Origin of the sequence: Serratia sp. JKS296, assembly GCF_900215445.1 — a bacterium.
Taxonomy (GTDB): Bacteria; Pseudomonadota; Gammaproteobacteria; order Enterobacterales; family Enterobacteriaceae; genus Serratia; species Serratia marcescens.
On sequence record NZ_OCMX01000001.1, the window covers coordinates 4,197,370 to 4,223,971 of the forward strand.

Sequence of the window (26,602 nt, forward strand, 5' to 3'; positions counted from 1 at the left end):
CGCAGGCCGTTACGCAAAAAGGCACGCCGCAGCGTGCCTTTTTCTTTTAGCGCCTGACGTTTATCACTGCGCCAGCAGGTACAATTGGCTCTCGCCGCGCTGAATATTCAACGCCAGCACCGACGGCTTGCTGTCGAGAATCTTACGCAGCTCGCCCAGGTTCTGTATCGGCTGTTGGTTCACGCCCAGGATCACATCGCCTTTTTTCAAGCCGATGCGCGCCGCGGCGCTGCCGGCTTTCACGCTGTCGACCTTGACGCCTTTCTGGTTGCCGACCTGGGTGTTGCTCAGCTCGGCGCCCTCGATGCCGGTGTAAATATTGCCCGAGGCCACCTGGGTCTGCGCGCTTTGCTCCAGCGTGACATCAATGGTCACCGGTTTGCCGTCGCGGATAATGCCCAGCGACATTTTGCTGCCGACGGGCAGCGTGCCGATCTCCGCCCGGAATGAGGCGAAGCTGGAGATGGCCTTGCCGTTCATGGTGACGATCACGTCACCGGCTTTAATGCCCGCCTTCGCGGCGGAAGACTTCGGCATCACCTGGCTGACAAAGGCCCCGCGCTGCGCATCAACCTTCATCGCCTTGGCCAGCTCAGAGTTCAGCTCGGTGCCCATGATGCCGAGCTCGCCGCGTTTCACCTGGCCATACTCGACCATTTGCGCCGTCAGGTTTTTCACCATGTTGCTCGGAATGGCGAAGCCGATACCGATGTTGCCGCCGTCCGGCGCCAGGATCGCGGTGTTGATGCCGATCAGCTCGCCGTTCAGGTTAACCAGCGCGCCGCCGGAATTACCGCGGTTGATCGCCGCATCGGTCTGGATAAAGTTTTCGTAGTTTTCGATGTTTAGGCCGCTGCGCCCCAGGGCGGAAACGATGCCCGAAGTGGCGGTTTCGCCCAGCCCGTACGGGTTGCCGATCGCCACGGTGTAATCGCCGACGCGCAGCTGATCGGAATCCGCCATCTTGATCGCCGTCAGATTCTTGAAGTCTTTCAGCTGGATCAGGGCGATGTCCGAGCGCGGATCCTTGCCGATCACCTTGGCGTCGAAGCGGCGGCCGTCACTCAGCTGCACCTGGATCTTGTTGGCGTTATCCACCACGTGGTTATTGGTCACCACATAGCCCTTGGCGGCATCGATGACCACCCCGGCGCCCAGCGCCTGGAATTTCTGCTGCGTGCCCTGCGGCTGGCCATCCGGCCCAGGCTGTTCACCGCCCTGACACATCGGCGAGCCCTGGAACGGCGAACCGTCCTGGCAGAACGGCGAATCTTCACCGAAGAACTGTTGGAACTGCTGCGGCATGCGCGGCGTATTGACCGTGGTGCTGCCCTCAACGTTAATGCTCACCACGGAAGGCATCACCTTTTCCAGCATCGGCGCCAGACTCGGCAGCTGTTGGGTGGAGGAAGAGGCGGTTTCAGCGGCGCTGGCCGTCACCGGGCCCATCGCCATGCCGATGCTGAATGCCAATGCGCTCAGAACTAATGCGGTTTTTTTCATCTGTGTGTCTCTTATAAAGTCGTTCAAAAAAGAATGGCCGTCTTGCGTGCTTATTCAGAGTTAATTAATAGCCTGAAGTTCCGGCACAGATGATTGGCAATAGTAAACAAATATTGTCCGTCTTTACAAAAATCAAGACAGCCAACCGGTTGGAATTGCTGATAATTATTCCTCAGCTTAATTATTCCGCCGCCATTAATCGACGATATTCATCATAGGCATAAAGGTCGGTCATTCCGCTGATATAGTCCTGCAATAAACGCGCGCGGAAATAATATTCCCGAATGGCTTGCTGCTCCGGCGATAAATGCTGCAGCCCTTCTACCGCCTCCGCATACGCCAGCCGATGCTTGGTGGACAGCTTGTGGAACAGACGCGTTTCGATCGGGTACGCGCGGTGGCTGTCCTCACGCACCAGCAGGGTGAAGTCCGCCAGCGACATCGCCAACAGCGGGCTGTAAATGTCCAGCAGGCCGCTGATCACCCGGTAACCTTGCAGCTCGAGCTGCTCGACCTCCGGGTGGTTGAACACGTGCTTGAACGCCACATTTTTAAATATTTTCAGCAGCCGGTAGGCCGGGCTGGAATCCTCCAGCAGCGCCTGATTGAAGCTGCCCTGATAAACCGCGTCCAGATTGTCGATAAAGCGCTGCGCCGCGTGCGGCACCAGCCGCGCCACGGTAAACACCCGCAGATACATGAAGAACTGATCTTCCGCGCTGCGCCGCGCGCCGCCGCGATCGATCTTGCGAAACGCGCTGGCGACGGTCTTGTCGAACAGATCGCCCGGCGCCACCTCGCCCCATTCCTGAATCAGGTGCTGATACAGCTGCTCGACGGTGAAAATGCTCTTCTCCACCGCGTCTTCCAGATCGGCCACGCAGTACGAGATATCGTCGGCGGCCTCCATAATGTAGGTCAGCGGGAAACGATCGAACTCGCCCATATGCAGCTCACGCCGCAGCCGATCGACGAAGGCTTCTTCCGCCAGATAGTAGCCGGGCTTTTTCATCAGGTAACTGTGGCTGGCGGGGATGTCGCTCGCCCAGTAGGCCGGGCGGGTGTATTTCAAAATGCAGCCGACCTGCGCGTAGGTCAGGTTGAGCTTGAGCAGGCTGTACACCATGCGGATCGCCTGGGCGTTGCCCTCGAAGTGGCTGAGATCCTGACGGATCCGGCTGCGCAGCCGGTTCAGATCGCTCTCCCCTTCATGCAGGCGCAGCGTCGCCACCTGGCAGCGATCGTGGCTGCCCGGCTCACTGCCGCAGCTGGCGGGATCGAGCCGCTGGGCGAACCAGTCATTGATCGCCGATTCGCCGAAATGACCGAACGGCGGATTGCCGATGTCGTGCATCAGGCAGGCCATTTCCACGATGCTTTCAAACGGATCGAGCAGCCGGGTCAGGCCGAGTTCGTCGATCTTCCCCGCCTGTTTGAAGCGGTTGAGGATCTCTTTGGCGATATGGCGCCCGACCTGCTGCACCTCCATCGAGTGCGTCAGGCGGCTGCGCACAGCCGCGTTGCGCTCCAGCGGAAACACCTGGGTTTTTTGCTGCAGACGGCGAATGGCGGCCGAGTTGACGATGCGCCCGCGATCGCTCTCGAACTGCCGCACGATGTCGTACTCTTCCTCGGCCTCGATCGGTTTGCTGAAAGGCCGTTGGAAGCTGATTTTTTGCTTGAAGTCGATCCCGGACATCTGTTTCTCCGCCGTTGCGCCCTGCCCCCGTGATAACAATTCCCGGCAGCGGATGCAACGCATTATCTCTGATACACAGCCATGATAGACTATGCCGCAATTCTCACGGCCAATCAGCGAGTGTTATTTATGAAAGTAGGCATCATCGGCGCAATGGAGCAGGAAGTCACCCTGCTGCGCGATCAAATCGAAAACCGTCAAACCATCCAGCGCGCGGGCTGCGAAATCTACACCGGCCAGATCGGCGGCGTTGACGTGGCCCTGCTGAAATCCGGCATCGGCAAAGTCTCTGCGGCCATGGGCACCACCCTGTTGCTGGAGCACTGCAGCCCCGACGTGGTGATCAATACCGGCTCCGCCGGCGGCCTGGCCAGCACGCTGCGCGTGGGCGACATCGTGGTGTCGGAAGAAGTGCGCTACCACGACGCCGACGTCACCGCCTTCGGCTACGAGCCGGGCCAGATGGCCGGCTGCCCGGCGGCGTTCGTCGCCGATGATGCGCTGATCGCGCTGGCGGAAAGCTGCATCAAACAGCTGGATCTGCACGCGGTGCGCGGCCTGATCTGCAGCGGTGACGCCTTCATCAACGGCGCCGAGCCGCTGGCGCGCATCCGCGCCACCTTCCCGCGCGTCGCCGCCGTGGAAATGGAAGCCGCGGCGATCGCCCACGTCTGCCATCTGTTCGGCACGCCGTTCGTGGTGGTGCGCGCCATTTCCGACGTCGCCGACAGCGAATCGCACATGAGCTTTGACGAGTTCCTGGTGGTAGCGGCCAAGCAGTCCACGCTGATGGTCAACGCCATGCTGCAAACCCTGGCCAAGCGCGGTTGATGTGAGGCTGCGCTTCACCTCGATGCTCTGTCTGTTGGCGCTCTGGCTGGCCCTGCCGGTCGGCGCCGCCCAGCGGGTGATCAGCCTGGCGCCCAACGCCACCGAACTCGCCTATGCCGCCGGCATGGGCGATGTGCTGGTGGCGGCGAGCGCCTATTCCGATTACCCGCCGCAGGCCGCCAGGCTGGAGCAGGTAGCCTCCTGGCAGGGCATCAATCTGGAGCGGGTGCTGGCGCTCAAGCCGGATCTGATCCTCGCCTGGCGCGGCGGTAATCCACAACGCGCGTTGGATCAGCTCGCCGCGTTCGGCATCCCGATCTTCTATGCGGACGCCGACAATCTCGAAGGGATCGCCGGCTTGCTGGATAAGCTGGCGCGCTACAGCCCGCACCCGGAGCAGGCGCATCAGGCGGCGGACGGCCTTCGCCGCCAGTTCGCCGCTCTCAAGCAACAGTACGCCGCTAACTCGCCACGGCGTGTGCTGCTGCAGTTCGGCACCCAGCCGCTGTTCACCAGCTCCGGCGCCACATTGCAAAGCCAGGTGCTGGCGCTGTGCGGCGGGCAGAACGTCTTCGCCGACAGCCGCACCCCTTGGCCGCAGATCAGCCGCGAGCAGGTGCTGGCACGTCAGCCGCAGGCCATCGTCATCACCGGCGGCGAGAAAGAGGCCGCCAATGTGAAAGCCTTCTGGGCACCGCAGCTGCAGGTGCCGGTGATCGCGCTGAACGAAGACTGGTTCAATCGCGGCGGGCCGCGCATCCTGTTGGCGGCGCAGCAGTTGTGCCGCCAGCTGGCGGAGATCCGCTGATGCTGGTGTTCTGGTTGGATATTCTCGGCACGGCGGTGTTCGCCGTCTCCGGCGTGCTATTGGCCGGCAAGCTGCGCATGGATCCGTTCGGCGTTCTGGTATTGGGCGTGGTCACCGCGGTCGGCGGCGGCACCATCCGCGACATGGCGCTGGCCAACGGCCCGGTATTTTGGGTCAAGGATCCCACCGATCTGGTTGTGGCGATGATCACCTGCGTCTTGACGCTGCTGCTGGTGCGCCAGCCGCGCCGCCTGCCGAAGTGGGTGCTGCCGGTGCTGGACGCCGTCGGGCTGGCGGTGTTCGTCGGCATCGGCGTCAACAAGGCCTTCGCGGCCGGCACCGGCCCGCTGGTGGCGATCTGCATGGGGGTGATCACCGGCGTCGGCGGCGGCATTATCCGCGACGTGCTGGCGCGCGAGATCCCGATGATCCTGCGCACCGAAATTTACGCCACCGCCTGCATCATCGGCGGCATCGTGCATGCCACGGCGTTCTACACCTTCAACATGCCGCTGCAACAGGCCATGATGCTGGGCATGCTCATCACCCTGGCCATTCGGCTGGCGGCCATTCGCTGGCATCTCAAGCTGCCCGCCTTTATTCTCGAACGCTGAGCAGCCGCGCATCACTCGCGGCCGTCCGGCGCAGGAGAACGGCACGGAAGTGATCCTCGTGGAAGGGTAGGCATAAAAAAACCCGCCGGCCGTAAGGCGAGCGGGTTGATGTTCTGACAGGCAAACTCAAATGCTGAACGACGAACCGCAACCGCAGGTGGTTTTGGCATTCGGGTTGGTCACCACAAAGCGCGATCCTTCCAGCCCTTCGGTGTAGTCCACCGAACCGCCGACCAGATACTGCAGGCTCATCGGATCGACCACCAGCGCCACGCCCTGCTTCTCGATGGTCATGTCGCCATCGTTGACCTTGTCGTCAAAAGTGAAGCCGTACTGGAATCCGCTGCAGCCGCCGCCGGTAATGTAAACCCGCAACTTCAGGTTCGGGTTTTCTTCGTCAGCAATCAGGAACTTAACCTTGTTTGCTGCTGCCTCGGTAAATTGCAGGGGCAGTGCCGTTTGATCACTCATACTCTTTACTCCCAACATTGTTCAGCATCAGATCGCGACTATGGCTGCCTGATTAATATTAACGATTATCCGATACCTGAGTGTTGCGTTCAAGTATTCACCGCATTTGTTGTATTTTCCTTACTTGTTTTCTGCGCCGCCTCCCGCGCCAGCTGCGCCTCCTGCTTTTGCAGCGTGCGGGCCAGGATCGACGAATACAGCGGCTTGCCGCCGAGCAGCTGCGCCACCACCGTGGCGCCGAGGCAGGTGATGATCATCGGTAAAATAAGCTGGTAATTGTCGGTCATTTCCAGCACCAGCACGATACCGGTCAGCGGGGCGCGCACCGTGGCGGCGAACAGCGCCCCCATGCCGGCGATGGCGAAGGTGCCCGCCTCGATGCCGTACTGCGGGAACAGATGTGCCCCCGCCAGCCCGAAGGCGGTGCCGAACAGCGTGCCCAACGCCAGCATCGGCGCGAAGATGCCACCCGGCGCGCCGGAACCGAAGCACAGCAGCGTGGTGAAGATGCGGGTGATAAAGATAAACATCAACATGCCGACGCTGTAGTTGCCCGCCGCGGCGATCGGGATCAGCCCAAAGCCGCCGCCCGCCGCCTCCGGCTGGATCAGCCCCAGAATGCCGCACACGCCGCCGAGCAGCCCGCCCATCAGCAAGACATTGCGCATTCTGCCGCCGTGCAGGCGCGCGAACATGTCTTGGGTGCGGAAGATCAGCGCGTTGAACCCCACGCCCACCGCGCCGAAGATTGCCCCCAACACCAGATAGAGCCACAGGGTATTGATGGGCGCCGAAGAAAGTTTGTCGACCGCGATCACCGCCCCCTGGCCGTTAAACAGCTGGAACACCACGCTCGACATGATAACGCCGATAAACACCGCTTTAATCGAGATCAGGTTGTAGCGGAACTGCGGCCGCATCTCTTCGATGATGAACAAGATGCCGGCCAGCGGCGCGTTGAACGCGGCGGACAACCCGGCGGCGGCCCCGGTCGCCAGCAACGTATGACGCGCCTCGGCGCCGCGAATGCGCAGCACGTCCAATACCATGCGCCCGACGTTGCCGCCCATTTGCACCGTGGGCCCTTCGCGCCCCAGCACCATGCCCGCCCCCAGCGTGCCCATACCGCCGATGAATTTTACCGGGATCACGCGCCACCAGCGTACCGGCCGCAGCTCTTCCAGCGCGCCTTCGATTTCCGGAATGCCCGAGCCGCCCGCCTCAGGCGCAAAGCGCCGCACCAGGTAATATCCCAGCGCCGCCAGCGCGGCGGACAGGATAAACGCCAGGGGCCACACCAGAAGCCAGGAGTCGGCGACCTGCGCCAGCGAAGCCAACCGCTGCTGCTGCACCCACTCCACCGCTTTATCGAAGGCCACGCCGAGCAAACCGGCCAGCGCCCCCACCAGCGCGGCCATCACCAGGATCGCCACCGGGGTTTTATCGCGGCGAATAAACTGACGCACCGCATCGCTGCGGCGCAGACGCGGGCTCAATGTCCCGACTGGCTGTGATTGTGATTCTGTCATCGCGAGTGATTCGTCAGGTAATTTGTAATACAAATAGGCAGGGCGATAATTCTACCCCAACCTGGTGGCGGACGCTGCCGTTAATGGTATCTGACTGTGATCGTTTCATAACGCGGCGCTCTCCTCTAGAATAGCGCGGTCAAATCATTCAAAAGAGAATCCAGGAGCCGATTTATGAGCCTACACAGCAAGTCCGAAAGTCTGTACGCCCAGGCGCAACAGTTGATCCCCGGCGGGGTAAACTCTCCGGTGCGTGCATTCACCGGCGTGGGCGGTGTGCCGCTGTTTATCGAGCGGGCAGACGGGGCTTACCTGTTCGATGCCGACGGCAAGGCCTATATCGACTATGTCGGTTCCTGGGGGCCGATGGTGCTGGGGCATAACCATCCGGCGATCCGCGACGCGGTGATCGAAGCGGCGCAGCGCGGCCTGAGCTTCGGCGCGCCGACCGAGATGGAAGTCAAAATGGCGCAGCTGGTCACCGAGCTGGTGCCGACGATGGATATGGTGCGCATGGTGAACTCGGGCACCGAAGCCACCATGAGCGCCATCCGCCTGGCGCGCGGCTACACCAACCGCGATAAAATCATCAAGTTCGAAGGCTGCTATCACGGCCACGCCGACTGCCTGCTGGTGAAAGCCGGCTCCGGCGCGCTGACCCTCGGCCAGCCGAACTCACCGGGCGTGCCGGCCGACTTCGCCAAGCACACTCTGACCTGCACCTATAACGATCTGGATTCGGTGCGCGCCGCCTTCGAACAGTACCCGTCCGAGATCGCCTGTATTATCGTCGAGCCGGTCGCCGGCAACATGAACTGCGTGCCGCCGCTGCCGGAATTCCTGCCGGGCCTGCGCGCCCTGTGCGACAAGTACGGCGCGCTCTTGATCATCGACGAAGTGATGACCGGCTTCCGCGTCGCGCTGGCCGGCGCGCAATCCTATTACGGCGTCGAGCCGGATCTGACCTGCCTCGGCAAAATCATCGGCGGCGGCATGCCGGTGGGCGCCTTCGGCGGCCGTCGCGAGGTGATGGACGCGCTGGCGCCCACCGGCCCGGTCTACCAGGCCGGCACCCTGTCCGGCAACCCGATCGCCATGGCGGCGGGCTACGCTTGTTTGACCGAAGTCTCACAGGTAGGCGTGCACCAGACGCTGACCGAACTGACCGAGATGCTGGCCGCTGGCCTGCTGCACGCGGCGCAGGAGGAGAATATTCCGCTGGTGGTCAACAACGTTGGCGGCATGTTCGGCCTGTTCTTCACCGACGCGCCGGCGGTCACCTGCTACCAGGACGTGATGCAGTGCGACGTGGAACGCTTCAAGCGTTTCTTCCACCTGATGCTGGAAGAAGGGGTGTATCTTGCGCCGTCCGCCTTCGAAGCGGGCTTCATGTCCGTGGCGCACAGCAAGGAAGACATCCAGCGCACCATCGACGCCGCGCGTCGCTGCTTCGCCAAGCTGTAATCCCGGCCGAATGGCCAAACAAAACGGGCGCCTCGGCGCCCGTTTTGTTTTTCGCTGCGGTTTACAGCAGCGTGCCGTAAATGGTCAACAGCGCCACCACCACCACGATGATCATCGTCACCTTGCGCGCCAGCGTCACCGCCGCCCGCGGCGTTTGCACCGGATCCATATGCGGATCGCGCGCCAGCGAGAACTGGGCCAGCCGCGTCAGCACCTGATACGACGACGAATGCCGATCCCCCAGCGAGGCGAACCAGGCCGGCAACGCGCGTTCGCCGTGGCCGAACAGCGCATAGGCCACCCCGGCCAAACGCACCGGGATCCAGTCCAGCCAGTTCAACAGGTGATCGATGCCCGATTGCGAACGCTCCAGCGGCGTATTGTGGCGCGCCAGCCAGGTTTGATAGGCGCGCAGGAAGGCATACCCCGCCAGCGCGATCGGCCCGTACGGCCCAAAGACCACGAACCAGAACAGCGGCGCCAGGTAATAACGGAAGTTAATCCATAGCAGCGCGTTTTGCAGCTCGCGCAGGCGCAGCTCTTCGCTGCAGTCCACCGGCAAGCCGTGGATCAACGCCAGCTCTTCCGCCATCTGATCGCTGGCGTGGATATCACCCTGCCGCGCCGCTTTCAGGTAGGCGCGGTAGTGTTTGCGCTTGATGCCGGCGCCGACACACAGCAGATCGATGACGATCCACAGCAGCAGCGTCACCACGCCGAAGAACAGCCCGTGCGACAGCCACAGAACGCCCCAGACGATCACCATCCAGGCGGCGGTCATCGCCAGTGTCTGCGCCAGCGAAACCCGATGCAGCCGCTGAAATACCACTTCGAGGCGATGATCCAGCTGCCAGTGCTCTCCCAGCTTGAACAGGCGTTCCCAGGCCAAAACCAGCAACAGCGTAAACAGCGTCATTAGCGATTCCTCTCCCTTTTTCTTGTCTCAAGCATAGCGTCGGCGGGCGCGCCGCGTTGTTCCAGAGATGCCAGATAGCGATCCCAATCGAACGCCGGCCCGGGATCGGTCTTGCGGCCGGGGGCGATATCGCAATGCCCGGCGATATTGGCCGCCAGCGGTGGGTAATGTTCGGCCAGCAGCACGGTGACCGCCCGCAGCGTGCGATATTGCGCCTCGGTGTAGGGCAACTGGTCAGTCCCTTCCAGCTCGATGCCGATGGAGAAATCATTGCACCGATCGCGCCCCTGATACAGGGAAACGCCCGCGTGCCAGGCGCGTTGGTCGAAGGGCACATACTGCACGATCTCTCCGCCGCGGCGAATCAGGCAATGCGCCGACACCCGCAGCTGATGGATATCGGCGAAATAAGGGTGCTGCGCAGGGTCGAGCGTGCCGGTGAACAGCTGGTCGATATAGGGGCCACCGAATTCGCCGGGCGGCAAGCTGATGTTGTGGATGACCAACAGCGAGGGCGGCTCGTCATCCGGGCGCCGATCGCAGTGCGGCGAGAGCACTCGCGTCACCCCGACAATCCAGCCATTTTCCAACTGCATCAGACACCTCTCTGCGGTGGTACTTATTCCTGCAACAGAGTAGCATGTTCCCCTACGATCTAACCGTCCATTTCGGAGTTTTCCATGCCGACACGCCGCTACAGTGCCGACAGTCGCCGCACCGAGCTTCTTGAACGAATTGAAAGTGATATTCCCTATGCCGTCGCCCAGGCGCTGCGCGAAGACCTGGGGGGGGAAGTCGACGCCGGGCGCGATATTACCGCGCAATTGTTACCGGCAGACAAACAGGCCGAAGCCACCGTCATCACCCGCGAAGCCGGCGTGTTCTGTGGCCGCCGCTGGCTGAACGAAGTCTTTATTCAGTTGGGCAATCAGGTGCAGGTGGAGTGGCTGGTGGCGGACGGCGACCGTCTGACGCCGAACCAACCGCTCTGCCGGCTGCGCGGCCCGGCGCGGGTGATGCTGACCGGCGAGCGCACCGCGCTGAACTTCGTGCAGACGCTCTCCGGCGTGGCGACCGAGGTCAGCCGCTACGTGGCCCTGCTGGAAGGGACCCGGACTCGCCTGCTCGATACCCGCAAAACCTTGCCCGGCCTGCGCACCGCGCTGAAATACGCCGTGCTGTGCGGGGGCGGGAGCAACCACCGGCTGGGGCTGTCCGATGCCTTCCTGATCAAGGAAAACCACATCATCGCCTCCGGCTCGATCAAAAACGCAGTGGAAAAAGCCTTCTGGCTGCACGCCGACGTGCCGGTGGAAGTGGAAGTCGAATCGCTCGATGAACTGCAGCAGGCGCTGGATGCCGGCGCCGACATCATCATGCTGGACAACTTCAGCGTCGAGATGATGCGTCAGGCGGTCGCCCAAACCCAGGGCCGCGCCCAGCTGGAAGTGTCCGGCAACGTCACCAGTGAGACGCTGCGCACCTTCGCCGACACCGGCGTGGATTACATTTCGGTCGGCGCGCTGACCAAGCACATCACTGCACTCGATCTGTCGATGCGCTTCAAATGATCCCCTCCCCCCCGGCCGCCGCCGGGGGCGTTACCGTAAAATTGCGAACCCCCTCTCACCGTTTTTTTCACCGCTGCAAACCACATCATTACTGATGGAGGCGCGCCGAGAAACGCGTAAAAGCCTCTCGCCGTGCCCCCGAGCAAGCCGCTACCGTTGTCTTCCACACCCCTATGGAGGAAACAACGCATGGAAACGCAACGCGGCTTTACCCTGATAGAACTGATGGTGGTGATCGCCATCATCGCCATCCTCAGCGCCATCGGCATTCCCGCCTACCAGCGCTACATCCAGAAAGCGGCGATGACCGACATGCTGCAAACCATGGCGCCGTATAAAATGGCGGTCGAGCTGTGCGTGCTGGACGAAGGCACGCCCGCCGGCTGCGAGGCCGGCAGCAAAGGCATTCCCACCGGCGGCACGTCGCGCTATGTCAGCGGGGTGAAAGTCGTCAAAGGCGTGATCACGCTGACCGGCAGCCAAACGCTGCAGGGCCTGGCGGTGGCATTAACCCCCAAGTCGAACGCCGATGGACTGACCCGCTGGACCCGGCTGTGCAGCAGCGAAAACGCGACGCTGGTTGAGGTGTGCCAGGAAGTCTTCCGCTTCGACAACGCGGCGGAGTAACGGCGATGAATGCGCAAATCAGCGAAGAGGTTCACGCCCTGTGCCGGCGCTATCAGGCGCTGGCGCTGAGCGAAGACCCGACCACCCTGACGGTCGCGCTCAGCGAAGAAGCGCCGCAGGGGCTGCTGGCGGCGCTGCGTTTCGCCACCGGCAAGCGCATCCATTTGGAACAATGGCCGGCGGCCAGGCTGGAGATGGCGCTGAACCAGCACCACGAGCCGCTCCCGGCGCCATTGACGGCCGAAGAGGACACGACCGACATCGCCTACCCCGACGACGGCGATGCGCCGGTGGTACAGTTCATCAACCAGACGCTGCGCCTGGCTATTCAGCGCCGCGCCTCGGACATCCACTTCGAGCCCTTTCGGCAGCATTTTCGCATTCGTCTGCGCATCGACGGCGTGCTGCAAACCCTCGCCTCACCGCCGCCGCAGCTGGCCGCGCGCCTCATCGCCCGGCTGAAGATCCTCGGCCAGCTGGATATCGCCGAGCGCCGTCAGCCTCAGGACGGGCAGCTCAGCCTGACGCTGGACAGCGCGCGCTATGCCATGCGTATCGCCACCCTGCCGACGTTGCACGGCGAAAAAGTGGTGCTGCGCGTTCAGCAGGGTGAGCAGCAGGAGCTGCCGCTGGATCAACTGGGCATGAGCCGGGCGGATCTGGCGCGCTACGCGGCGGCGTTAACCTGCCCGCAAGGTTTGATCCTGGTGACCGGCCCGACCGGCAGCGGCAAAACGGTGACGCTGTACAGCGGTCTGCGCCAGTTGAACGATGCGCAGAGCAACCTGTGCAGCGTCGAGGATCCGGTCGAGATCCCGCTGTTCGGCATTAATCAGACCCAGATCAACGCCAAAACCGAGCTGAGCTTCGCCCGAGTGCTGCGCGCCCTGCTGCGCCAGGATCCGGACGTCATCATGATCGGCGAGATCCGCGATGCGGAAACCGCCGAGATCGCGGTCAAGGCCGCGCAAACCGGCCACCTGGTGCTGTCGACGCTGCATACCAACTCCACCGGCGAGACCCTGACGCGGCTGATGCACATGGGTATCCCCGGCTACCTGCTCGCCGGCTGCCTGAAGCTGGTCGTCGCCCAGCGGCTGGTGCGCAGGCTGTGTCGCCACTGCCGCTACCCGCACAGCCAGCCGACGCATTTTCCCACCGCGATCTGGCCGGAACCGCTGACCGCCTGGCGTGCCGACGGCTGCGAGCACTGCTTCGGCGGCTACTATGGGCGCATCGGCGTGTATGAACTGTTGGCCATTACGCCGGAAATTCAGGCAGCATTGCTGGCGAACGCCGCTCCCAGTCTGCTGGCGGATATCGCCCGCGAACAGGGGCAGCTTTCGCTACTGCAGGCGGGTCTGGCGCTGGCCGCCGAAGGCACGACCTCGCTGGAAGAACTGTACCGCGTCATCGACGTCGTCCGGATCGGCGTAACCACGCCATGAAAGCGCGCCGGTTGTTTCTGTGGCAGGCCTTCGACGCTCAGGGCGCCTTACGCCGCGGCGAACTGATGAGCGATGAAAAGCGGCAGGTGAGCAGGTTGCTGATCGAACAAGGCCTGCAACCTTGGCGGATCGGGCACGGCAAACGCGTCACGCCCGGCCAATGGCGCGGAGAACCCTTAATCCACTTCACCCGCCAACTCGCTACCTTGTTGCAGGCCGGGCTGCCGCTGGTCAATACGCTGCAGCTTCTGGCGGCAGAGCACCCTTCGGCAGCCTGGCGTTGCCTGTTGCGCCTGTTGGCAGAACAGGTGCGCGAAGGGCAGCCGCTCTCCGAAAGCCTTGCCGCGCAACCAGGCGTTTTTCCACCGATCTATCGCCAACTGATCGCCATCGGCGAACTGACCGGCAACCTCGATCGCTGCTGCCTGCAGTTGGCGCAACAGCAGGAGGCTCAGCACCGGCTGCGCCGCAAAGTGACCAAAGCGCTGCGGTATCCCCTTTTCATCTGTGCGGTGGCGCTGCTGGTCAGCGTGCTGATGCTGGTGATGGTGCTGCCGGAATTTGCCAAGGTTTATCAGTCGTTCGATGCGCCGCTGCCCTGGTTTACCCAAGGGTTATTGGGGCTGTCCGCGCTGCTGATCGCCGTTGGCCCCTATTTGGCGCTGCTGCTCGGCGCGTCGCTGTTCGGCTACTTCCGCTGGTTGCATCCGCGCCCTCCGTGGCGCCAACGCGAACAGGCCGCCTTGCTGCGCCTGCCGCTGATTGCCCGGCTGGTGAACGGCGGCGCGCTGAGCCAAACGTTTCGTATCCTGACCATGACCCAACGCGCGGGGCTGACGCTGGTGGAAGGCTTGAACGCGGCGGCGCTGGCGGCGGATCATCTGCTGTACCGGCAGGCGCTGGAGCAGGTGCAACGGCAGATCGCCGAAGGCGAAGCGTTTCATCAGGCCCTGGGTCTGCAACCGCTGTTTCCGCCACTGTGCCGGCAGCTGGTGCGGGTGGGCGAGGAGTCCGGTTCGCTGGACGCCTTGCTGGATAAGTTGGCGCAGTGGTATGAACGGCAGACGCACGAGCTGGCCGATACGCTGGCGCAAGCGCTGGAGCCGCTGCTGATGCTGGTGGTGGGCGGGATTGTCGGCGCTTTGGTGATCGCCATGTATCTGCCTATCTTTCAACTGGGCAGCGTGCTGGGATAAAGAAGAGGATAGCGGGCGCCGCGGTGCGCGGCGCCCGAATGCAAGCTGCGGCTTATTTGCTGCCGAAGACGCGGTTTTCCTGCTCCGCCACGCGGATAAAGGTGGTGCGCTTGGTCAGCTCTTTCAGACGCTCGGCGCCGACGTAGGTGCAGGCGGAACGCAGGCCGCCGAGGATATCGCGCACGGTAAACTCCACCTCGCCCCGCAGCGGCAGCTTGACGGTTTTCCCTTCGGCCGCGCGATACTCCGCTACGCCACCGACGTGGCGCTTCATCGCCGACTCGGAGCTCATGCCGTAGAACAGCATGAACTTCTCGCCGTTCTCTTCCACCACGGTGCCTTCGCACTCGTCGTGGCCGGCCAGCATGCCGCCCAGCATCACGAAGTCCGCGCCGCCACCGAAGGCTTTGGCGACATCGCCCGGCACCGAGCAGCCGCCGTCGCTGACGATTTGGCCGCCCAACCCATGGGCCGCGTCGGCGCATTCGATCACCGCCGACAGCTGCGGGTAGCCCACGCCGGTCTTCACGCGGGTGGTGCATACCGACCCCGGGCCGATGCCAACTTTAACGATGTCGGCGCCGGAGAGGATCAACTCTTCCACCATCTCGCCGGTGACCACATTACCTGCGCAGATGACGTGATCCGGGCAGGCTTCGCGCGCTTTCTGCAGGAAGGCGACAAAGTGTTCAGAGTAGCCGTTGGCCACGTCGATACAGATGAATTTCAGCGCCGGAGACAGGGCCAGGATCTGCTGCATTTTGGCGAAGTCGGCTTCGGAGGTGCCGGTGGAGACCATCACGTGGCGCAGCACCGATTCCGGCATGCGCTGCACGAAGTCAGCCCATTGCTCGACGCTGTAATGTTTGTGTACGGCGGTGAGAACGTCGAAAGAAGCCAGGGCCTCGGCCATGCGGAAGGTGCCCACCGTGTCCATGTTGGCCGCGATAATCGGCACGCCGGACCAGCTGCAACCTGAATGCTTGAAGGCAAACTGACGTTCCAGTTCAACCTCGGAGCGGCTTTTCAGCGTGGAGCGCTTAGGGCGGATCAACACGTCTTTAAAGCCCAACTTCAAATCTTCTTCAATACGCATGACTTATGATTTCCTGGTTAATGGCGACGGATCGCAAGGAGGATATTCGAACCTCTGCCCGACGGCTTTCCAGTGGCGCAAAAAGACGGCGGCGAGATTAATGCCAGTTCCAGTGACGTTATAATACGCGCTAATAATCGCCGAACAAGACTGCGAATTCGCCTTTATTTACGCTACAATCCGACAAATTTACCTGCATAATCGCAGTGTGATTGCCCGCTCATTTTTGCCGTGCCGCTGCGTTTTTTCTCGCCACCCGATCGGTGCCGATGCGCAAGCGCCGCCTGCCGACTTGCACTTCTGCGCGATCGCTTTATGATTCGACTATTATTTTTTTATGAACATCGGATGCACCTAACACCATGGCCTACATTGTTGCGTTGACCGGGGGCATAGGCAGCGGCAAGACGACCGTCGCGAACGCCTTTGCGCGCCACGGCGCAACCCTTGTCGACGCCGACGTGATCGCCCGTCAGGTCGTCGAGCCGGGCACCCCTGCCTTGGCCGCGATCGCCGAACGATTTGGTAATGAAATGTTGCTGCCGGACGGCGCGTTGAACCGCGCTGCGCTGCGTCAGCGCATCTTCAGCCATCCCGATGACAAAACCTGGCTGAACCAGCTGCTGCACCCGCTGATACACCGTGAAACCCAGCGCCAACTGGCGCAGGCCACCAGCCCGTACGCGCTGTGGGTGGTGCCGCTGCTGGTGGAAAACGGTCTGCAGGATCGCGCCGATCGGGTGCTGGTGATCGACGTCGACGCCGAAACCCAGCTGGCTCGCACCATCGCGCGCGACGGCGTCAGCCGTGAGCAAGCGCAGAGCATTCTCGCCGCCCAGGCCACGCGCCAGCAGCGCCTCGCCGTGGCGGATGACATTATTGACAACAGCGGCGCCGCTCAGGGGATAGAGCCACAGGTCGCCGCACTGCATCGTCGCTACCTTGAACTGGCGGCAACAGCGCCCCAACAGGATTAAACTGCATGAGTGATGTTTCCCCAACCGTTCTCTTTGAACACCCGCTGAACGAAAAAATGCGCACCTGGCTGCGCATCGAATTCCTGCTGCAACAGCTGCACGGCCAACGCGCCCTGAGCGAGACCGCCATCGCCCTCACCTTCTTTCGCACCGTCTCCGATTTGCTGGACGTGCTGGAGCGCGGCGAAGTACGCACCGAACTGCTCAAAGAGTTGGAACGCCAGCAGCAGAAACTGTTGGCCTGGGCCGATGTGCCGGGCGTGGATATGGCGCTGATCGACCAGCTGCGTGGCCAGCTGAAGTCGCGCTCATCGGCGCTGATGGCGGCGCCGCGCCTCGGCCAGGCGCTGCGCGAAGACCGGCTGATCGGCCTGGTGCGTCAGCGGCTGAATATTCCCGGCGGCTGCTGCAGCTTCGATCTGCCGACCCTGCACATGTGGATGCACGCGCCGCAGCAGGATCGCGATGCCGACGTCGCCGCCTGGCTGCAGTCGCTGGATCCGCTGAACCTGGCGCTGATCATGGTGTTGGATCTGATCCGCCAATCCGGGCCGTTCCGCAATCAAATCAGTCTGAACGGTTTTTTCCAGGACAACGCCGAAGGGGCGGATCTGCTGCGCTTGCGCCTCCATCTGGCACCGCAGCTTTATCCGCAGATTTCCGGCCATAAGACGCGCTATGCCATTCGTTTCCTGCCGCTGGATAGCGAAAATGGCGCGGTGCCTGAACGCCTGACGTTCGAACTGGCCTGTTGTTGAACTTGTGAAAGAAAGCCTTCTCAGCACTGACAGAAGGCGTAAGGAACCGTTATGACGACCGTAGTAAAATGCCCAACCTGTGGCACCGGCGTGGTTTGGGGTGAAGTCAGCCCATTCCGGCCGTTTTGCAGCAAACGCTGCCAGCTGATCGATCTCGGCGAGTGGGCCGATGAAGAGAAGCGCATTCCGAGCAACAGCGATCTGTCGGAAAGCGAAGACTGGAGTGAAATGGACGATCGCTGATCGCCCGCTATTGGCCTGGCGGACGCCAGGCCAACCTTGTTATTGCGCGGCGTTCGCCTGCGCCACCAGCAATTGAATAATGCCGACATTGGCTTCCGGGAACTCGTCTTCACGCAGATCCGCCTGTTTTACCCAGCGCATCGGTTGCCCCTCACGGCCGAACGGCTCACCCGCCCAGGCTTCTACCAGATAAAAATTCAGCGTCACGATACGATCGCTGAAGCGGTGCTCCACCACCTCCAGCAGTTCGGCGCGTTCGGCTTCGATACCGGTCTCTTCCCGCAGCTCGCGGCTCAACGCCTGTTCCGGCGTTTCACCCTGTTCGATCTTGCCGCCGGGAAACTCCCAGAATCCGGCCATGTGCGCGTCAGCGGCGCGGCGGGTAATAAAAATTTCCCGCTGAGCATTACGGATGATGCCCACGGCGATATTCAGATGTTTCATCTCACCCTCCTGATGGGTGTCAAAAAAACAGGGGCTCAGCAAGCTGAACCCCTGGGTGTTATCGGTCAACCGCGGCCGGCATTACTGCAGGCGACCGTGGCACTGCTTGTATTTCTTGCCGGAACCGCATGGGCAAGGATCGTTGCGGCCCACTTTACGCTCGGCGGTCGCCGGCGCATTCGGATCTTCAGTCGCCAGCGCGTTCTCGTCGTGGTGGCTCAGCTGTTGCTGCTGCGCCAGACGCTCGGCCTCTTCACGGCGCTGCTGTTCCAGCGCTTCCACCTCTTCCGGCATCCGCACCTGTACCTTGCTCAGCACGCTGATCACTTCATATTTCAGCGATTCCAGCATGGTGGCGAACATGTTGAAGGATTCACGCTTGTACTCCTGCTTCGGATCCTTCTGCGCGTAACCGCGCAGGTGGATACCCTGGCGCAGGTAGTCCATCGCCGCCAGATGCTCTTTCCACAGAGAATCCAGCGTCTGCAGCATCACGCCCTTCTCGAAGTTGCGCATCATCTCGCTGCCGACCACTTCTTCCTTACGCTGATACTGCTCTTTGGCGTTCTCCAGAATGCGTTCGCGCAGCGTCTCTTCGTGCAGCTCCGGCTCTTTGTCCAGCCACTGGGCAATCGGCATCTCCAGATCGAAGTCGTTCTTCAGGCGCTCTTCCAGCCCCTGAATGTCCCACTCTTCTTCCAGCGACTGCGGCGTGATGTAGTTGTCGATGGTGCTCTTGAACACGTCCTCGCGGATGCTGCCGATGGTTTCGCTCACGTCGGACACGTCCAGCAATTCGTTGCGTTGGCTGTAGATGGCGCGGCGCTGATCGTTGGCGACGTCGTCGTATTCCAGCAGCTGCTTACGGATGTCGAAGTTGCGGCTCTCTACCTTGCGCTGAGCATTGGCGATCGCCTTGGTCACCCACGGGTGCTCAATCGCTTCGCCTTCTTTCATACCCAGTTTACGCATCATGCCGGACACGCGATCCGAGGCGAAGATACGCATCAGGGCATCTTCCATCGACAGGTAGAAGCGGGATGAACCGGCGTCGCCCTGACGACCGGAACGGCCGCGCAGCTGGTTATCGATACGGCGCGATTCATGGCGCTCGGTGCCGATAATATGCAGGCCGCCCGCCGCCAGCACCGCGTCGTGGCGCTCTTTCCAGGCGGCTTTGATAGCTTCGATCTGCTCTTCGGTCGGTTCTTCCAGAAGCGCCACTTCGGCCTGCCAGCTGCCGCCCAGCACGATGTCGGTACCACGGCCCGCCATGTTGGTAGCGATGGTCACCGCACCGCTTTGGCCGGCCTGGGCGACGATGTCCGCTTCCATGGCGTGGAATTTGGCGTTCAGCACCTTGTGGTCGATGCCCGCTTTGGTCAGCTCACGGGACACCACTTCGGATTTCTCGATTGAGATGGTACCCACCAGCACCGGTTGGCCTTTGGCGGTACGCTCGCGGATATCTTCAATGATGGCGCCGATCTTCTCTTTCTCGGTCATGTACACCAGATCCGGCATATCCTTACGGATCATCGGACGGTTGGTTGGCACCACGATCGTGTCCAGCTTGTAGATCGAACTGAATTCGAAGGCTTCGGTATCGGCGGTACCGGTCATCCCGGCCAGCTTCTCGTACAGACGGAAGTAGTTCTGGAAGGTGATCGAAGCCAGCGTCTGGTTCTCGTTCTGGATCTCCACGCCTTCTTTGGCTTCCACCGCCTGGTGCAGACCGTCGGACCAACGGCGGCCCTGCATGGTACGGCCGGTGTGTTCATCGACGATGATCACTTCACCATCTTTCACGATGTAGTCCACGTCGCGGGTGAACAGCACGTGGGCGCGCAGCGCGGCGGTAACGTGGTGCATCAGCATGATGTTGGTCGGCGAGTACAGCGATTCGCCTTCATCCATGATGCCGGCGTCCACCAGCATCTCTTCGATCAGGATCAGACCGCGTTCGGTCAGGTGGACCTGACGCGCCTTCTCGTCCACCGAGAAGTGCCCTTCACCCTTGAAGGTGTCGGAATCTTCTTTTTCCTGGCGGATCAGTTTAGGGATCAGCCTGTTGACCTTGATGTACATCTCAGAGCTGTCTTCGGCCGGGCCGGAGATGATCAGCGGCGTACGCGCTTCATCGATCAGGATGGAGTCCACCTCATCCACCAGCGCATAGTGCAGTTTGCGCTGCACGCGCTCTTCCGGGCTGAACGCCATGTTGTCGCGCAGGTAGTCGAAGCCGTATTCGTTGTTGGTGCCGTAGGTGATGTCGGCGGCGTAAGCTTCGCGCTTGGCCGGCGCCGGCATGCCCGGCAGGTTGATGCCGATGCTCAGGCCGAGGAACTCGAACAGCGGACGGTTGTTTTCGGCGTCACGCTGCGCCAGGTAGTCGTTGACGGTCACGACGTGCACGCCGCGGCCGCTCAGGGCGTTCAGGTAGGCCGGCAGCGTCGCGGTCAGGGTTTTACCTTCACCGGTGCGCATCTCGGCGATGCAGCGGTCGTTCAGCACCATGCCGCCCAGCAGCTGCACGTCGAAGTGACGCATGCCGAACACGCGCTTGCTCGCCTCGCGCACCACGGCGAAGGCTTCAGGGATCAGGCTGTCCAGCGACTCGCCTTTCTCCAGGCGTGCGCGGAACTCGTTGGTTTTCGCTTTCAGCTCGTCATCGGACAGTTTTTCCATGTCCGGTTCCATGCGGTTGATCTGCTCAACCACTTTGCGCATGCGGCGCAGGGTACGATCGTTACGGCTGCCAAAAACTTTGGTTAATAATTTCACTAACATGATGTTTGATATCTCTGTCATGACCGCCGAACACGGCAGTCAACTTGCTATTATTTATGGTTTTTGTGCCCGAAGGGCGAGATCAGACGAGGGCGGCGGGCCCGGCGCGAATGCCCTGCACCTGCGCCACCCACAGGCCGGTCTGGTGGCGCGCCAGCGTGGGCAGCACCTCAAGGTGAGTGTGGCGAATGATGGTCGGCGGCTTCGGCTCGTGCGTCAGCAGCGCGTTGAGGGTAGACAGCAGCGCCAGTTGCGCTACCTGCAAAGGGGGTTCCGCTTCGGCTTCGCTCTCCTGCACCCGCGCATAAACCGCCTGCGGCGCCAGCGCGAAAGAGAGGTGACGAATGACGGTGCGCAGCGCATGTTGCTGCCAGTAATCTACGCTGAAGGTAGGACGGCGATGCGCGTCCTGCAGCAGGGCCAGGCTGTTGAACGTGCCATTGGCCGAATTTTGCCGGTTAAGGCTGGACGACGTATTCGGCAGTGCGGCCTGATCGGGGGCGCCGGACAAATTGGAAGACGCGCCAAGCGTGGCCGCAACCATCCCTAACAGGAGATGGGGCCAGAAATAACGTCTGCCAAATTGTCGCCAACGATTTAGAATACCGATCACGAGTTTATAATCCGCCGGAGCCCATTATGCGCGATAGCCGTCCACAATTATTAGATGTCCTGTTCGACGACGCGTCTGCCGGCAGCAAAGGGCCGCTGCATAACGTCCAGCAACGCGCGGTGGCGCTGCTCAAGCTTAACCGTGCAGTGAAGGGCCTGTTGCCCGCTCCCCTGCATCCCTGGTGCCGCGTCGCGAATTTCCGACAGGGTATTTTAGTGCTCGAAACGGCAAATGCCAGTTGGATGATGCGCTTGCGCTACGAACAACCCGCTTTGCTGTCTGCACTACGAGCGCAAATTCTACCATCATTGTCGTCGATCGACATCAGGATTAATCCGGCCTTGATGGCGAAAGGCAGCAACCAGGTGCAAAACGCAGAGAAAGCGCCGGAAAAACCCGTGCCGATGCGGCATTTGAGTCTGGAAAGTGCGGAAGAGCTGAGAGGGTTGGCGAGCCGTAGCCCGGAGAAACTGCGCAAGATATTGGAACGGCTGGCTGCATTGGCCGGAGAGGGTACCAACACAACCAGTCGTGATAAGTAATCAGCGACACAAACTGCAAAACACCCGACAGCCAACATCATGAGCCTGAATGATCAGGCTCTCAGGGGATGCGCCTGCCGTTATTCGCAGGCGAGGAATTCGGACCTTACGCCAATACGGTAGACGGCGCCTTGAATGCCAACGGCATTTCGGCTTCGTCCTGGAAGGTCACGTATTCCCACGCTTCCTGCTTGGCCAGTACGGCCTGCAGCAGTTTGTTGTTCAGCGCGTGGCCAGACTTGAACGCGGTGAACGCGCCAATGATGTTGTGGCCGCACATGAACAGGTCGCCGATGGCGTCCAGCATTTTGTGACGTACGAATTCGTCTTCGAAACGCAGACCGTCTTCGTTCAGCACGCGGTAGTCATCTACCACGATGGCGCAATCGAAGCTGCCGCCCAGGGCCAAGCCGCGGGACTGCAGGTATTCAATGTCGCGCATGAACCCGAAGGTGCGCGCACGGCTGATTTGACGCACGAACGACTCAGCCGAGAAATCAAGACGGTAGCGCTGAGAGCTGGCGTCGATAGCCGGGTGGTTGAAGTCGATGGTGAAGTCCAGGCGGAACCCGTTGTGCGGGGACAGCTCGGCCCATTTGTCGCCGTCTTCAACGCGTACGGTCTCTTTCAGACGCAGGAATTTCTTCGCCGAGTTCAGTTCTTCGATACCGGCATCCAGCAGTAAGAACACGAACGGACTGGCGCTGCCGTCCATGATTGGGATTTCAGCGGCGTCGACTTCAATGACGATGTTGTCGATGCCCAGCCCAGCCAGCGCGGCGTTGAGGTGCTCAACGGTCGAAATACGCACGTCATGCTCATTCACCAGGCAAGTACAGAGCATGGTATCACGCACGGATTTTGCATCAGCCGGAAAATCAACCGGTGGATTCAAGTCAGTGCGACGATAGATGACCCCGGTATTAGCCGGCGCTGGGCGCATTGTCAGCGTGACTTTCTTGCCGGTATGCAAACCGACGCCAGTCGCCTGAACAATACGTTTTAATGTCCTTTGTTTGATCATCGTTTTATCTCGCAATGTTATCCATCCTACCAGCCAAGCATACAGCATGGCCGGCGGGACAGTTTAGCACAAAGAGCGGAGATTCCAAATTCTCAGGATATTCTTAGTCTGCCTGTTTACGCAGGAAGGCTGGAATATCAAGATAGTCGGGCTCTTTATTCGGCTGCGCAGCTTGGTCGTTGACCACCTTGGCGGCAGGTTTCACTTCCTGCGGCAGAGGCGACATGCCGTGCTGCTGATAACGGTGATCCATCACTGGCTGGCTGGCCTGCTTATTGGTCACCAGAGTGATTTCTGGACGCTTGTCCATACCGATACCGGTTGCAACCACGGTTACGCGCAGTTCGTCGTTCATTTCCGGATCCAGCGAGGTACCGATAACCACGGTAGCGTTGTCGGAAGCGAACGCACGGATGGTGTTACCCACGGTTTCGAACTCATCCAGACGCAGATCGAAGCCAGCGGTAATGTTGACCAGCACGCCGCGCGCGCCGGACAGGTCGATGTCTTCCAGCAGCGGGCTGGAGATCGCCATTTCGGCCGCTTCTTCGGCACGGTCTTCACCGCAAGCCACGCCGGAACCCATCATCGCGTAGCCCATTTCGGACATCACGGTGCGCACGTCGGCGAAGTCGACGTTCATCAGGCCCGGACGGGTGATCAGCTCGGCGATACCCTGCACCGCGCCTTTCAGCACGTCGTTGGCCGCACCGAACGCGTCCAGCAGAGAGATCCCGCGCCCCAGCACTTTCAACAGCTTGTCGTTCGGGATGGTGATCAGCGAGTCCACGTGTTTGGACAGCTCAGCGATACCCTGCTCCGCGAATGCCATGCGCTTCTTGCCTTCGAAGTTGAAAGGCTTGGTCACCACGGCCACGGTCAGAATACCCAAATCTTTAGCCACTTCAGCCACCACTGGCGCCGCACCGGTACCGGTACCGCCGCCCATGCCGGCTGCGATGAAGACCATGTCTGCGCCGTCCAGCGCTGCGCGCAGGGCTTCGCGGTCTTCTTCCGCTGAATTGCGACCCACCTCAGGGTTCGCGCCCGCACCCAGACCTTTGGTAATACCGCTACCAATCTGGATGGTTTGGCCAACCGCCGTTTTGCGGAGCGCCTGGGCGTCCGTGTTCACAGCGAAGAATTCAACACCTTCGATGCGCTCGCGCACCATGTGTTCAACGGCGTTGCCACCGCCGCCGCCGACGCCGATGACTTTAATCACCGCGTCATTGGTTAGTTCCATTGGTTCAAACATAGTTTCTCTCCGTTTTGTGCCTGTCGCTGCGAGATCATAAAAAGATTACTCAGCATGATCTCTTTGTTGAAACATTAAAACTCTTTTCTCAGCCAGCTATTGATGCGTTTAAACCAATTGCCCACCGAGGCGCGTTTTTCTACTTCCGTCTCACCGCTCAGGTGAGACTCTTTTCCATAGTGCAGCAGACCTACCGCCGTCGAGTAGTAAGGCTCCTGCGCATAATCCGTCAGACCCGTGATGTTCAAGGGTTGGCCGATGCGTACCTGGGTGTGGAACACCCGTTGCGCACAGGCTGCCAGGCCATCAATCTGGGCGGCGCCACCGGTCAGCACGATACCTGCCGCCAGATGATGCTTCACCCCTTGCTGACGCAGTTGCTCCTGCAATTGCAAAATTTCATCGTTAACCAGATTCAACAGTTCGGTGTAGCGTGGCTCAATGACTTCAGCCAGCGTCTGTCTTTGCAGACTGCGTGGGGGACGTCCCCCAACGCTAGGCACCTCTACATTCTCATCCTTGCTAACAATCGACCCAAGCGCACAACCGTGTCGAACTTTAATCGCTTCCGCGTCGGTCGGCGGCGTGCCAAAGGCGTAAGCGATGTCGCTGGTGACCACGTTCCCGGCGTAAGGGATCACTTTGGTGTGGCGCAGCGCGCCGCCGGTGTACACCGCCATATCCATGGTGCCGCCACCGATATCCACCACGCAAACGCCGAGTTCGCGTTCATCTTCGGTCAGCACCGCGTAGCTCGCGGCCAGACCGGCGAAAATAAGTTGGTCAACTTTCAGGCCGCAACGTTCCACGGCCTTGACGATGTTCTTCGCCATATCGTTATGGCAGGTAATCAGATGCACCTTGGCCTGCATGCGCACGCCGGACAGCCCAACCGGGTTTTTGATGCCTTCCTGATAATCGATGGCGTATTCCTGAGGAATCACATGCAGGATGCGGTGTTCGTCGCGCACGCGCACCGATTTGGCGGTATGCACCACGTTTTCCACGTCGTCCTGCGTCACTTCCTCTTCCGAGATCGGCACCATGCCGATTTCGTTCTGGCAGCTGATGTGCTTGCCCGACAGCGCCAGATACACTGACGAGATCTGGCAGTCCGCCATCAGCTCGGCCTGATCGATGGCGCGCTGTACGCACTTCACCACCGACTCCAGGTCGTTTACGCCGCCCTTATCCATGCCGCGAGACGGGCAGCTGCCCACCCCGATAATGTTGACCATGCCATCGGGCAGAACTTCCCCTACCAACGCGGAGACTTTTGCAGTACCGATCTCCAGTCCAACTACCAGTTTTCTGTCCGTCGACTTGATCATTGTTGTTTTGCCTGTGCCTGATTCTGTTGCTGATTACTGTTTTGCTGACCGCCAAGCGCCTGCGGATCGACCAACACCGGAGCCCACCCTACCGAAGCGCCGGACTCGTAGCGCAGATCGACATAGCTGACACGCTTGCTCTCCGCCTGGCCCTGCTGTTGCAATACCGGGTAAAGCTCGATAAACCGCTGCAAACGCCCGTTGCGGTCATCGCGCCCCAGCTCAAGCCGAACATCGTTGTCCAGCGCCAGCTGCCAGGAATGGCGCGCGGTCATCGCCGCCATTTTCAGCGTATATTTGCTGGCCGCCAACGTGGCGCTCATCGCCCGATAGCCCTCCAGCACATCCTGCTCGCTCCCTTCCGGCCCGTAGAGCAGCGGCAACTTCTGCTTGCCCGCCCGCTCCGCCGGCACGCTGAACGCTTTGCCCTCGGCGTCCACCATGTGCAAATCGTTCCAGCGCGCCACCGGGACGTACTCCACCAGATGGATCTTCAGCTCATCCGGCCATTGTTTGCGCACGCTGGCCTGCTTGATCCACGGCAGACGTTCGATCTGCTGCTGGATGACGTCCACATCCTGCGTCATAAAGGTGCCGGGTGCGCCCAGCGCCAGGATCGCCTGACGAATATCATCGTTGGTGGTGTAGTGGCGTTCGCCGGTCACCACCAGCCTTGAGAGCGGCAGGCGACTGGCGTCTTTCATCCAGCCAAGCACCGCCCAACCGCTCCACACGACCGTTCCCAACACCATCAGCAGGAAAATCATTCCCGCCAACTGGGTTCCATTGCTGCGGCGCGGGCCGTTATCCACCTCGCGATCGCGCGCATTCAGGGCAGCTTGCGACATA

At 61.2% G+C, this 26,602-nt stretch carries 26 protein-coding genes; 12 read left to right on the forward strand and 14 right to left on the reverse strand.

Annotation, left to right across the window (positions count from 1 at the left end):
* Window positions 1-63: 63 nt before the first annotated feature.
* Both degP and dgt read right to left on the reverse strand, forming a co-directional pair.
* Entirely contained in the window at window positions 64-1,503 is a 1,440-nt protein-coding gene (degP, locus tag CRO23_RS20190) for a serine endoprotease DegP (RefSeq protein ID WP_033641270.1), read from the reverse strand.
* 181 nt (window positions 1,504-1,684) lie between these two features.
* Entirely contained in the window at window positions 1,685-3,202 is a 1,518-nt protein-coding gene (gene dgt / locus CRO23_RS20195; RefSeq protein ID WP_016929068.1) for a dGTPase, read from the reverse strand.
* A 129-nt stretch (window positions 3,203-3,331) separates the two neighbouring features.
* Here dgt and mtnN point away from each other — a divergent pair, with 129 nt between their 5' ends.
* Genes mtnN through CRO23_RS20210 form a run of 3 tightly spaced genes read left to right on the forward strand, consistent with a single transcriptional unit; the run spans window position 3,332 to window position 5,455 of the window.
* The gene (gene mtnN / locus CRO23_RS20200; RefSeq protein ID WP_004932702.1) at window positions 3,332-4,033 is read left to right on the forward strand and encodes a 5'-methylthioadenosine/S-adenosylhomocysteine nucleosidase; all 702 of its coding nucleotides are present in this window, start codon (window positions 3,332-3,334) and stop codon (window positions 4,031-4,033) included.
* A gap of 22 nt (window positions 4,034-4,055) precedes the next feature.
* Window positions 4,056-4,841, forward strand: a complete 786-nt coding sequence (gene btuF / locus CRO23_RS20205) for a vitamin B12 ABC transporter substrate-binding protein BtuF (protein WP_033641486.1) — start codon at window positions 4,056-4,058, stop codon at window positions 4,839-4,841.
* Window positions 4,841-5,455, forward strand: a complete 615-nt coding sequence (locus CRO23_RS20210) for a TRIC cation channel family protein (RefSeq protein WP_015376663.1) — start codon at window positions 4,841-4,843, stop codon at window positions 5,453-5,455. Before btuF ends, CRO23_RS20210 begins: the two co-directional genes overlap by 1 nt.
* A 126-nt stretch (window positions 5,456-5,581) precedes the next feature.
* On the opposite strand, the gene erpA is transcribed toward CRO23_RS20210, so the two are convergent.
* Together erpA and clcA are read right to left on the reverse strand one after the other, a co-directional pair.
* Window positions 5,582-5,926: an iron-sulfur cluster insertion protein ErpA gene (gene erpA / locus CRO23_RS20215; protein WP_004932708.1), complete on the reverse strand. Its 345-nt coding sequence runs from the start codon at window positions 5,924-5,926 to the stop codon at window positions 5,582-5,584.
* Between the two features lie 89 nt (window positions 5,927-6,015).
* Window positions 6,016-7,455 (reverse strand): H(+)/Cl(-) exchange transporter ClcA, encoded by a 1,440-nt coding sequence (clcA, locus tag CRO23_RS20220; protein WP_033634217.1) that lies wholly within the window; start codon window positions 7,453-7,455, stop codon window positions 6,016-6,018.
* A 174-nt stretch (window positions 7,456-7,629) separates the two neighbouring features.
* On the opposite strand from clcA, the gene hemL reads away from it, so the two are divergent.
* Window positions 7,630-8,919, forward strand: coding sequence for a glutamate-1-semialdehyde 2,1-aminomutase (gene hemL, locus CRO23_RS20225; RefSeq protein WP_015376661.1), 1,290 nt, complete (start codon window positions 7,630-7,632; stop codon window positions 8,917-8,919).
* 61 nt (window positions 8,920-8,980) lie between these two features.
* Here hemL and ampE read toward each other — a convergent pair whose 3' ends face one another.
* Both ampE and ampD read right to left on the reverse strand, forming a co-directional pair.
* Window positions 8,981-9,835: a beta-lactamase regulator AmpE gene (gene ampE, locus CRO23_RS20230; protein WP_004932714.1), complete on the reverse strand. Its 855-nt coding sequence runs from the start codon at window positions 9,833-9,835 to the stop codon at window positions 8,981-8,983.
* Window positions 9,835-10,431 carry a 1,6-anhydro-N-acetylmuramyl-L-alanine amidase AmpD gene (gene ampD / locus CRO23_RS20235; RefSeq protein ID WP_079451063.1) on the reverse strand — a complete coding sequence of 199 codons (597 nt, stop codon included), beginning with the start codon at window positions 10,429-10,431 and terminating at the stop codon, window positions 9,835-9,837. Before ampD ends, ampE begins: the two co-directional genes overlap by 1 nt.
* A gap of 84 nt (window positions 10,432-10,515) precedes the next feature.
* On the opposite strand from ampD, the gene nadC reads away from it, so the two are divergent.
* The 4 genes from nadC (at window position 10,516) to hofC (ending at window position 14,677) form a co-directional block, all read left to right on the forward strand.
* Window positions 10,516-11,406 (forward strand): carboxylating nicotinate-nucleotide diphosphorylase, encoded by an 891-nt coding sequence (nadC, locus tag CRO23_RS20240; RefSeq protein WP_016929074.1) that lies wholly within the window; start codon window positions 10,516-10,518, stop codon window positions 11,404-11,406.
* Window positions 11,407-11,595: 189 nt separating this feature from the next.
* Window positions 11,596-12,033: a prepilin peptidase-dependent pilin gene (gene ppdD, locus CRO23_RS20245; RefSeq protein WP_016929075.1), complete on the forward strand. Its 438-nt coding sequence runs from the start codon at window positions 11,596-11,598 to the stop codon at window positions 12,031-12,033.
* Window positions 12,034-12,038: 5 nt separating this feature from the next.
* Entirely contained in the window at window positions 12,039-13,481 is a 1,443-nt protein-coding gene (gene gspE / locus CRO23_RS20250; protein WP_097102750.1) for a type II secretion system protein GspE, read from the forward strand.
* Complete coding sequence (gene hofC / locus CRO23_RS20255) at window positions 13,478-14,677, forward strand: protein transport protein HofC (protein ID WP_097102752.1); 1,200 nt, start codon at window positions 13,478-13,480, stop codon at window positions 14,675-14,677. The genes gspE and hofC overlap by 4 nt, the downstream gene beginning before the upstream one ends.
* A 52-nt stretch (window positions 14,678-14,729) precedes the next feature.
* Here hofC and CRO23_RS20260 read toward each other — a convergent pair whose 3' ends face one another.
* A complete protein-coding gene (locus CRO23_RS20260; RefSeq protein WP_033641262.1) occupies window positions 14,730-15,773 on the reverse strand; it encodes a GMP reductase in 1,044 nt (347 codons plus the stop codon).
* A gap of 362 nt (window positions 15,774-16,135) precedes the next feature.
* Here CRO23_RS20260 and coaE point away from each other — a divergent pair, with 362 nt between their 5' ends.
* The 3 genes from coaE to yacG are packed head-to-tail and all read left to right on the forward strand — an operon-like array spanning window position 16,136 to window position 17,751.
* Window positions 16,136-16,750, forward strand: coding sequence for a dephospho-CoA kinase (coaE, locus tag CRO23_RS20265; protein WP_079451066.1), 615 nt, complete (start codon window positions 16,136-16,138; stop codon window positions 16,748-16,750).
* A gap of 5 nt (window positions 16,751-16,755) precedes the next feature.
* Window positions 16,756-17,508, forward strand: coding sequence for a cell division protein ZapD (gene zapD, locus CRO23_RS20270; protein ID WP_097102754.1), 753 nt, complete (start codon window positions 16,756-16,758; stop codon window positions 17,506-17,508).
* A 51-nt stretch (window positions 17,509-17,559) separates the two neighbouring features.
* A complete protein-coding gene (gene yacG, locus CRO23_RS20275; RefSeq protein ID WP_004932737.1) occupies window positions 17,560-17,751 on the forward strand; it encodes a DNA gyrase inhibitor YacG in 192 nt (63 codons plus the stop codon).
* A gap of 39 nt (window positions 17,752-17,790) precedes the next feature.
* Here yacG and mutT read toward each other — a convergent pair whose 3' ends face one another.
* The 3 genes from mutT to secM form a co-directional block, all read right to left on the reverse strand.
* Complete coding sequence (gene mutT / locus CRO23_RS20280; RefSeq protein WP_028127851.1) at window positions 17,791-18,195, reverse strand: 8-oxo-dGTP diphosphatase MutT; 405 nt, start codon at window positions 18,193-18,195, stop codon at window positions 17,791-17,793.
* Window positions 18,196-18,276: 81 nt separating this feature from the next.
* A complete protein-coding gene (secA, locus tag CRO23_RS20285; protein ID WP_097102755.1) occupies window positions 18,277-20,985 on the reverse strand; it encodes a preprotein translocase subunit SecA in 2,709 nt (902 codons plus the stop codon).
* A gap of 82 nt (window positions 20,986-21,067) precedes the next feature.
* Entirely contained in the window at window positions 21,068-21,598 is a 531-nt protein-coding gene (gene secM / locus CRO23_RS20290) for a secA translation cis-regulator SecM (protein WP_033641259.1), read from the reverse strand.
* 26 nt (window positions 21,599-21,624) lie between these two features.
* Here secM and CRO23_RS20295 point away from each other — a divergent pair, with 26 nt between their 5' ends.
* Window positions 21,625-22,140 carry a DUF721 domain-containing protein gene (locus CRO23_RS20295; RefSeq protein ID WP_004932751.1) on the forward strand — a complete coding sequence of 172 codons (516 nt, stop codon included), beginning with the start codon at window positions 21,625-21,627 and terminating at the stop codon, window positions 22,138-22,140.
* A gap of 106 nt (window positions 22,141-22,246) precedes the next feature.
* On the opposite strand, the gene lpxC is transcribed toward CRO23_RS20295, so the two are convergent.
* The 4 genes from lpxC to ftsQ all read right to left on the reverse strand — a co-directional run bounded on the left by lpxC (window position 22,247) and on the right by ftsQ (window position 26,601).
* Entirely contained in the window at window positions 22,247-23,164 is a 918-nt protein-coding gene (lpxC, locus tag CRO23_RS20300; protein WP_004932754.1) for a UDP-3-O-acyl-N-acetylglucosamine deacetylase, read from the reverse strand.
* A 103-nt stretch (window positions 23,165-23,267) separates the two neighbouring features.
* Window positions 23,268-24,422 (reverse strand): cell division protein FtsZ, encoded by a 1,155-nt coding sequence (gene ftsZ, locus CRO23_RS20305; RefSeq protein ID WP_004932757.1) that lies wholly within the window; start codon window positions 24,420-24,422, stop codon window positions 23,268-23,270.
* 74 nt (window positions 24,423-24,496) lie between these two features.
* Entirely contained in the window at window positions 24,497-25,753 is a 1,257-nt protein-coding gene (gene ftsA, locus CRO23_RS20310; protein ID WP_004932758.1) for a cell division protein FtsA, read from the reverse strand.
* Complete coding sequence (ftsQ, locus tag CRO23_RS20315) at window positions 25,750-26,601, reverse strand: cell division protein FtsQ (protein WP_004932761.1); 852 nt, start codon at window positions 26,599-26,601, stop codon at window positions 25,750-25,752. The genes ftsA and ftsQ overlap by 4 nt, the downstream gene beginning before the upstream one ends.
* Between the last annotated feature and the right edge of the window lies 1 nt (window position 26,602).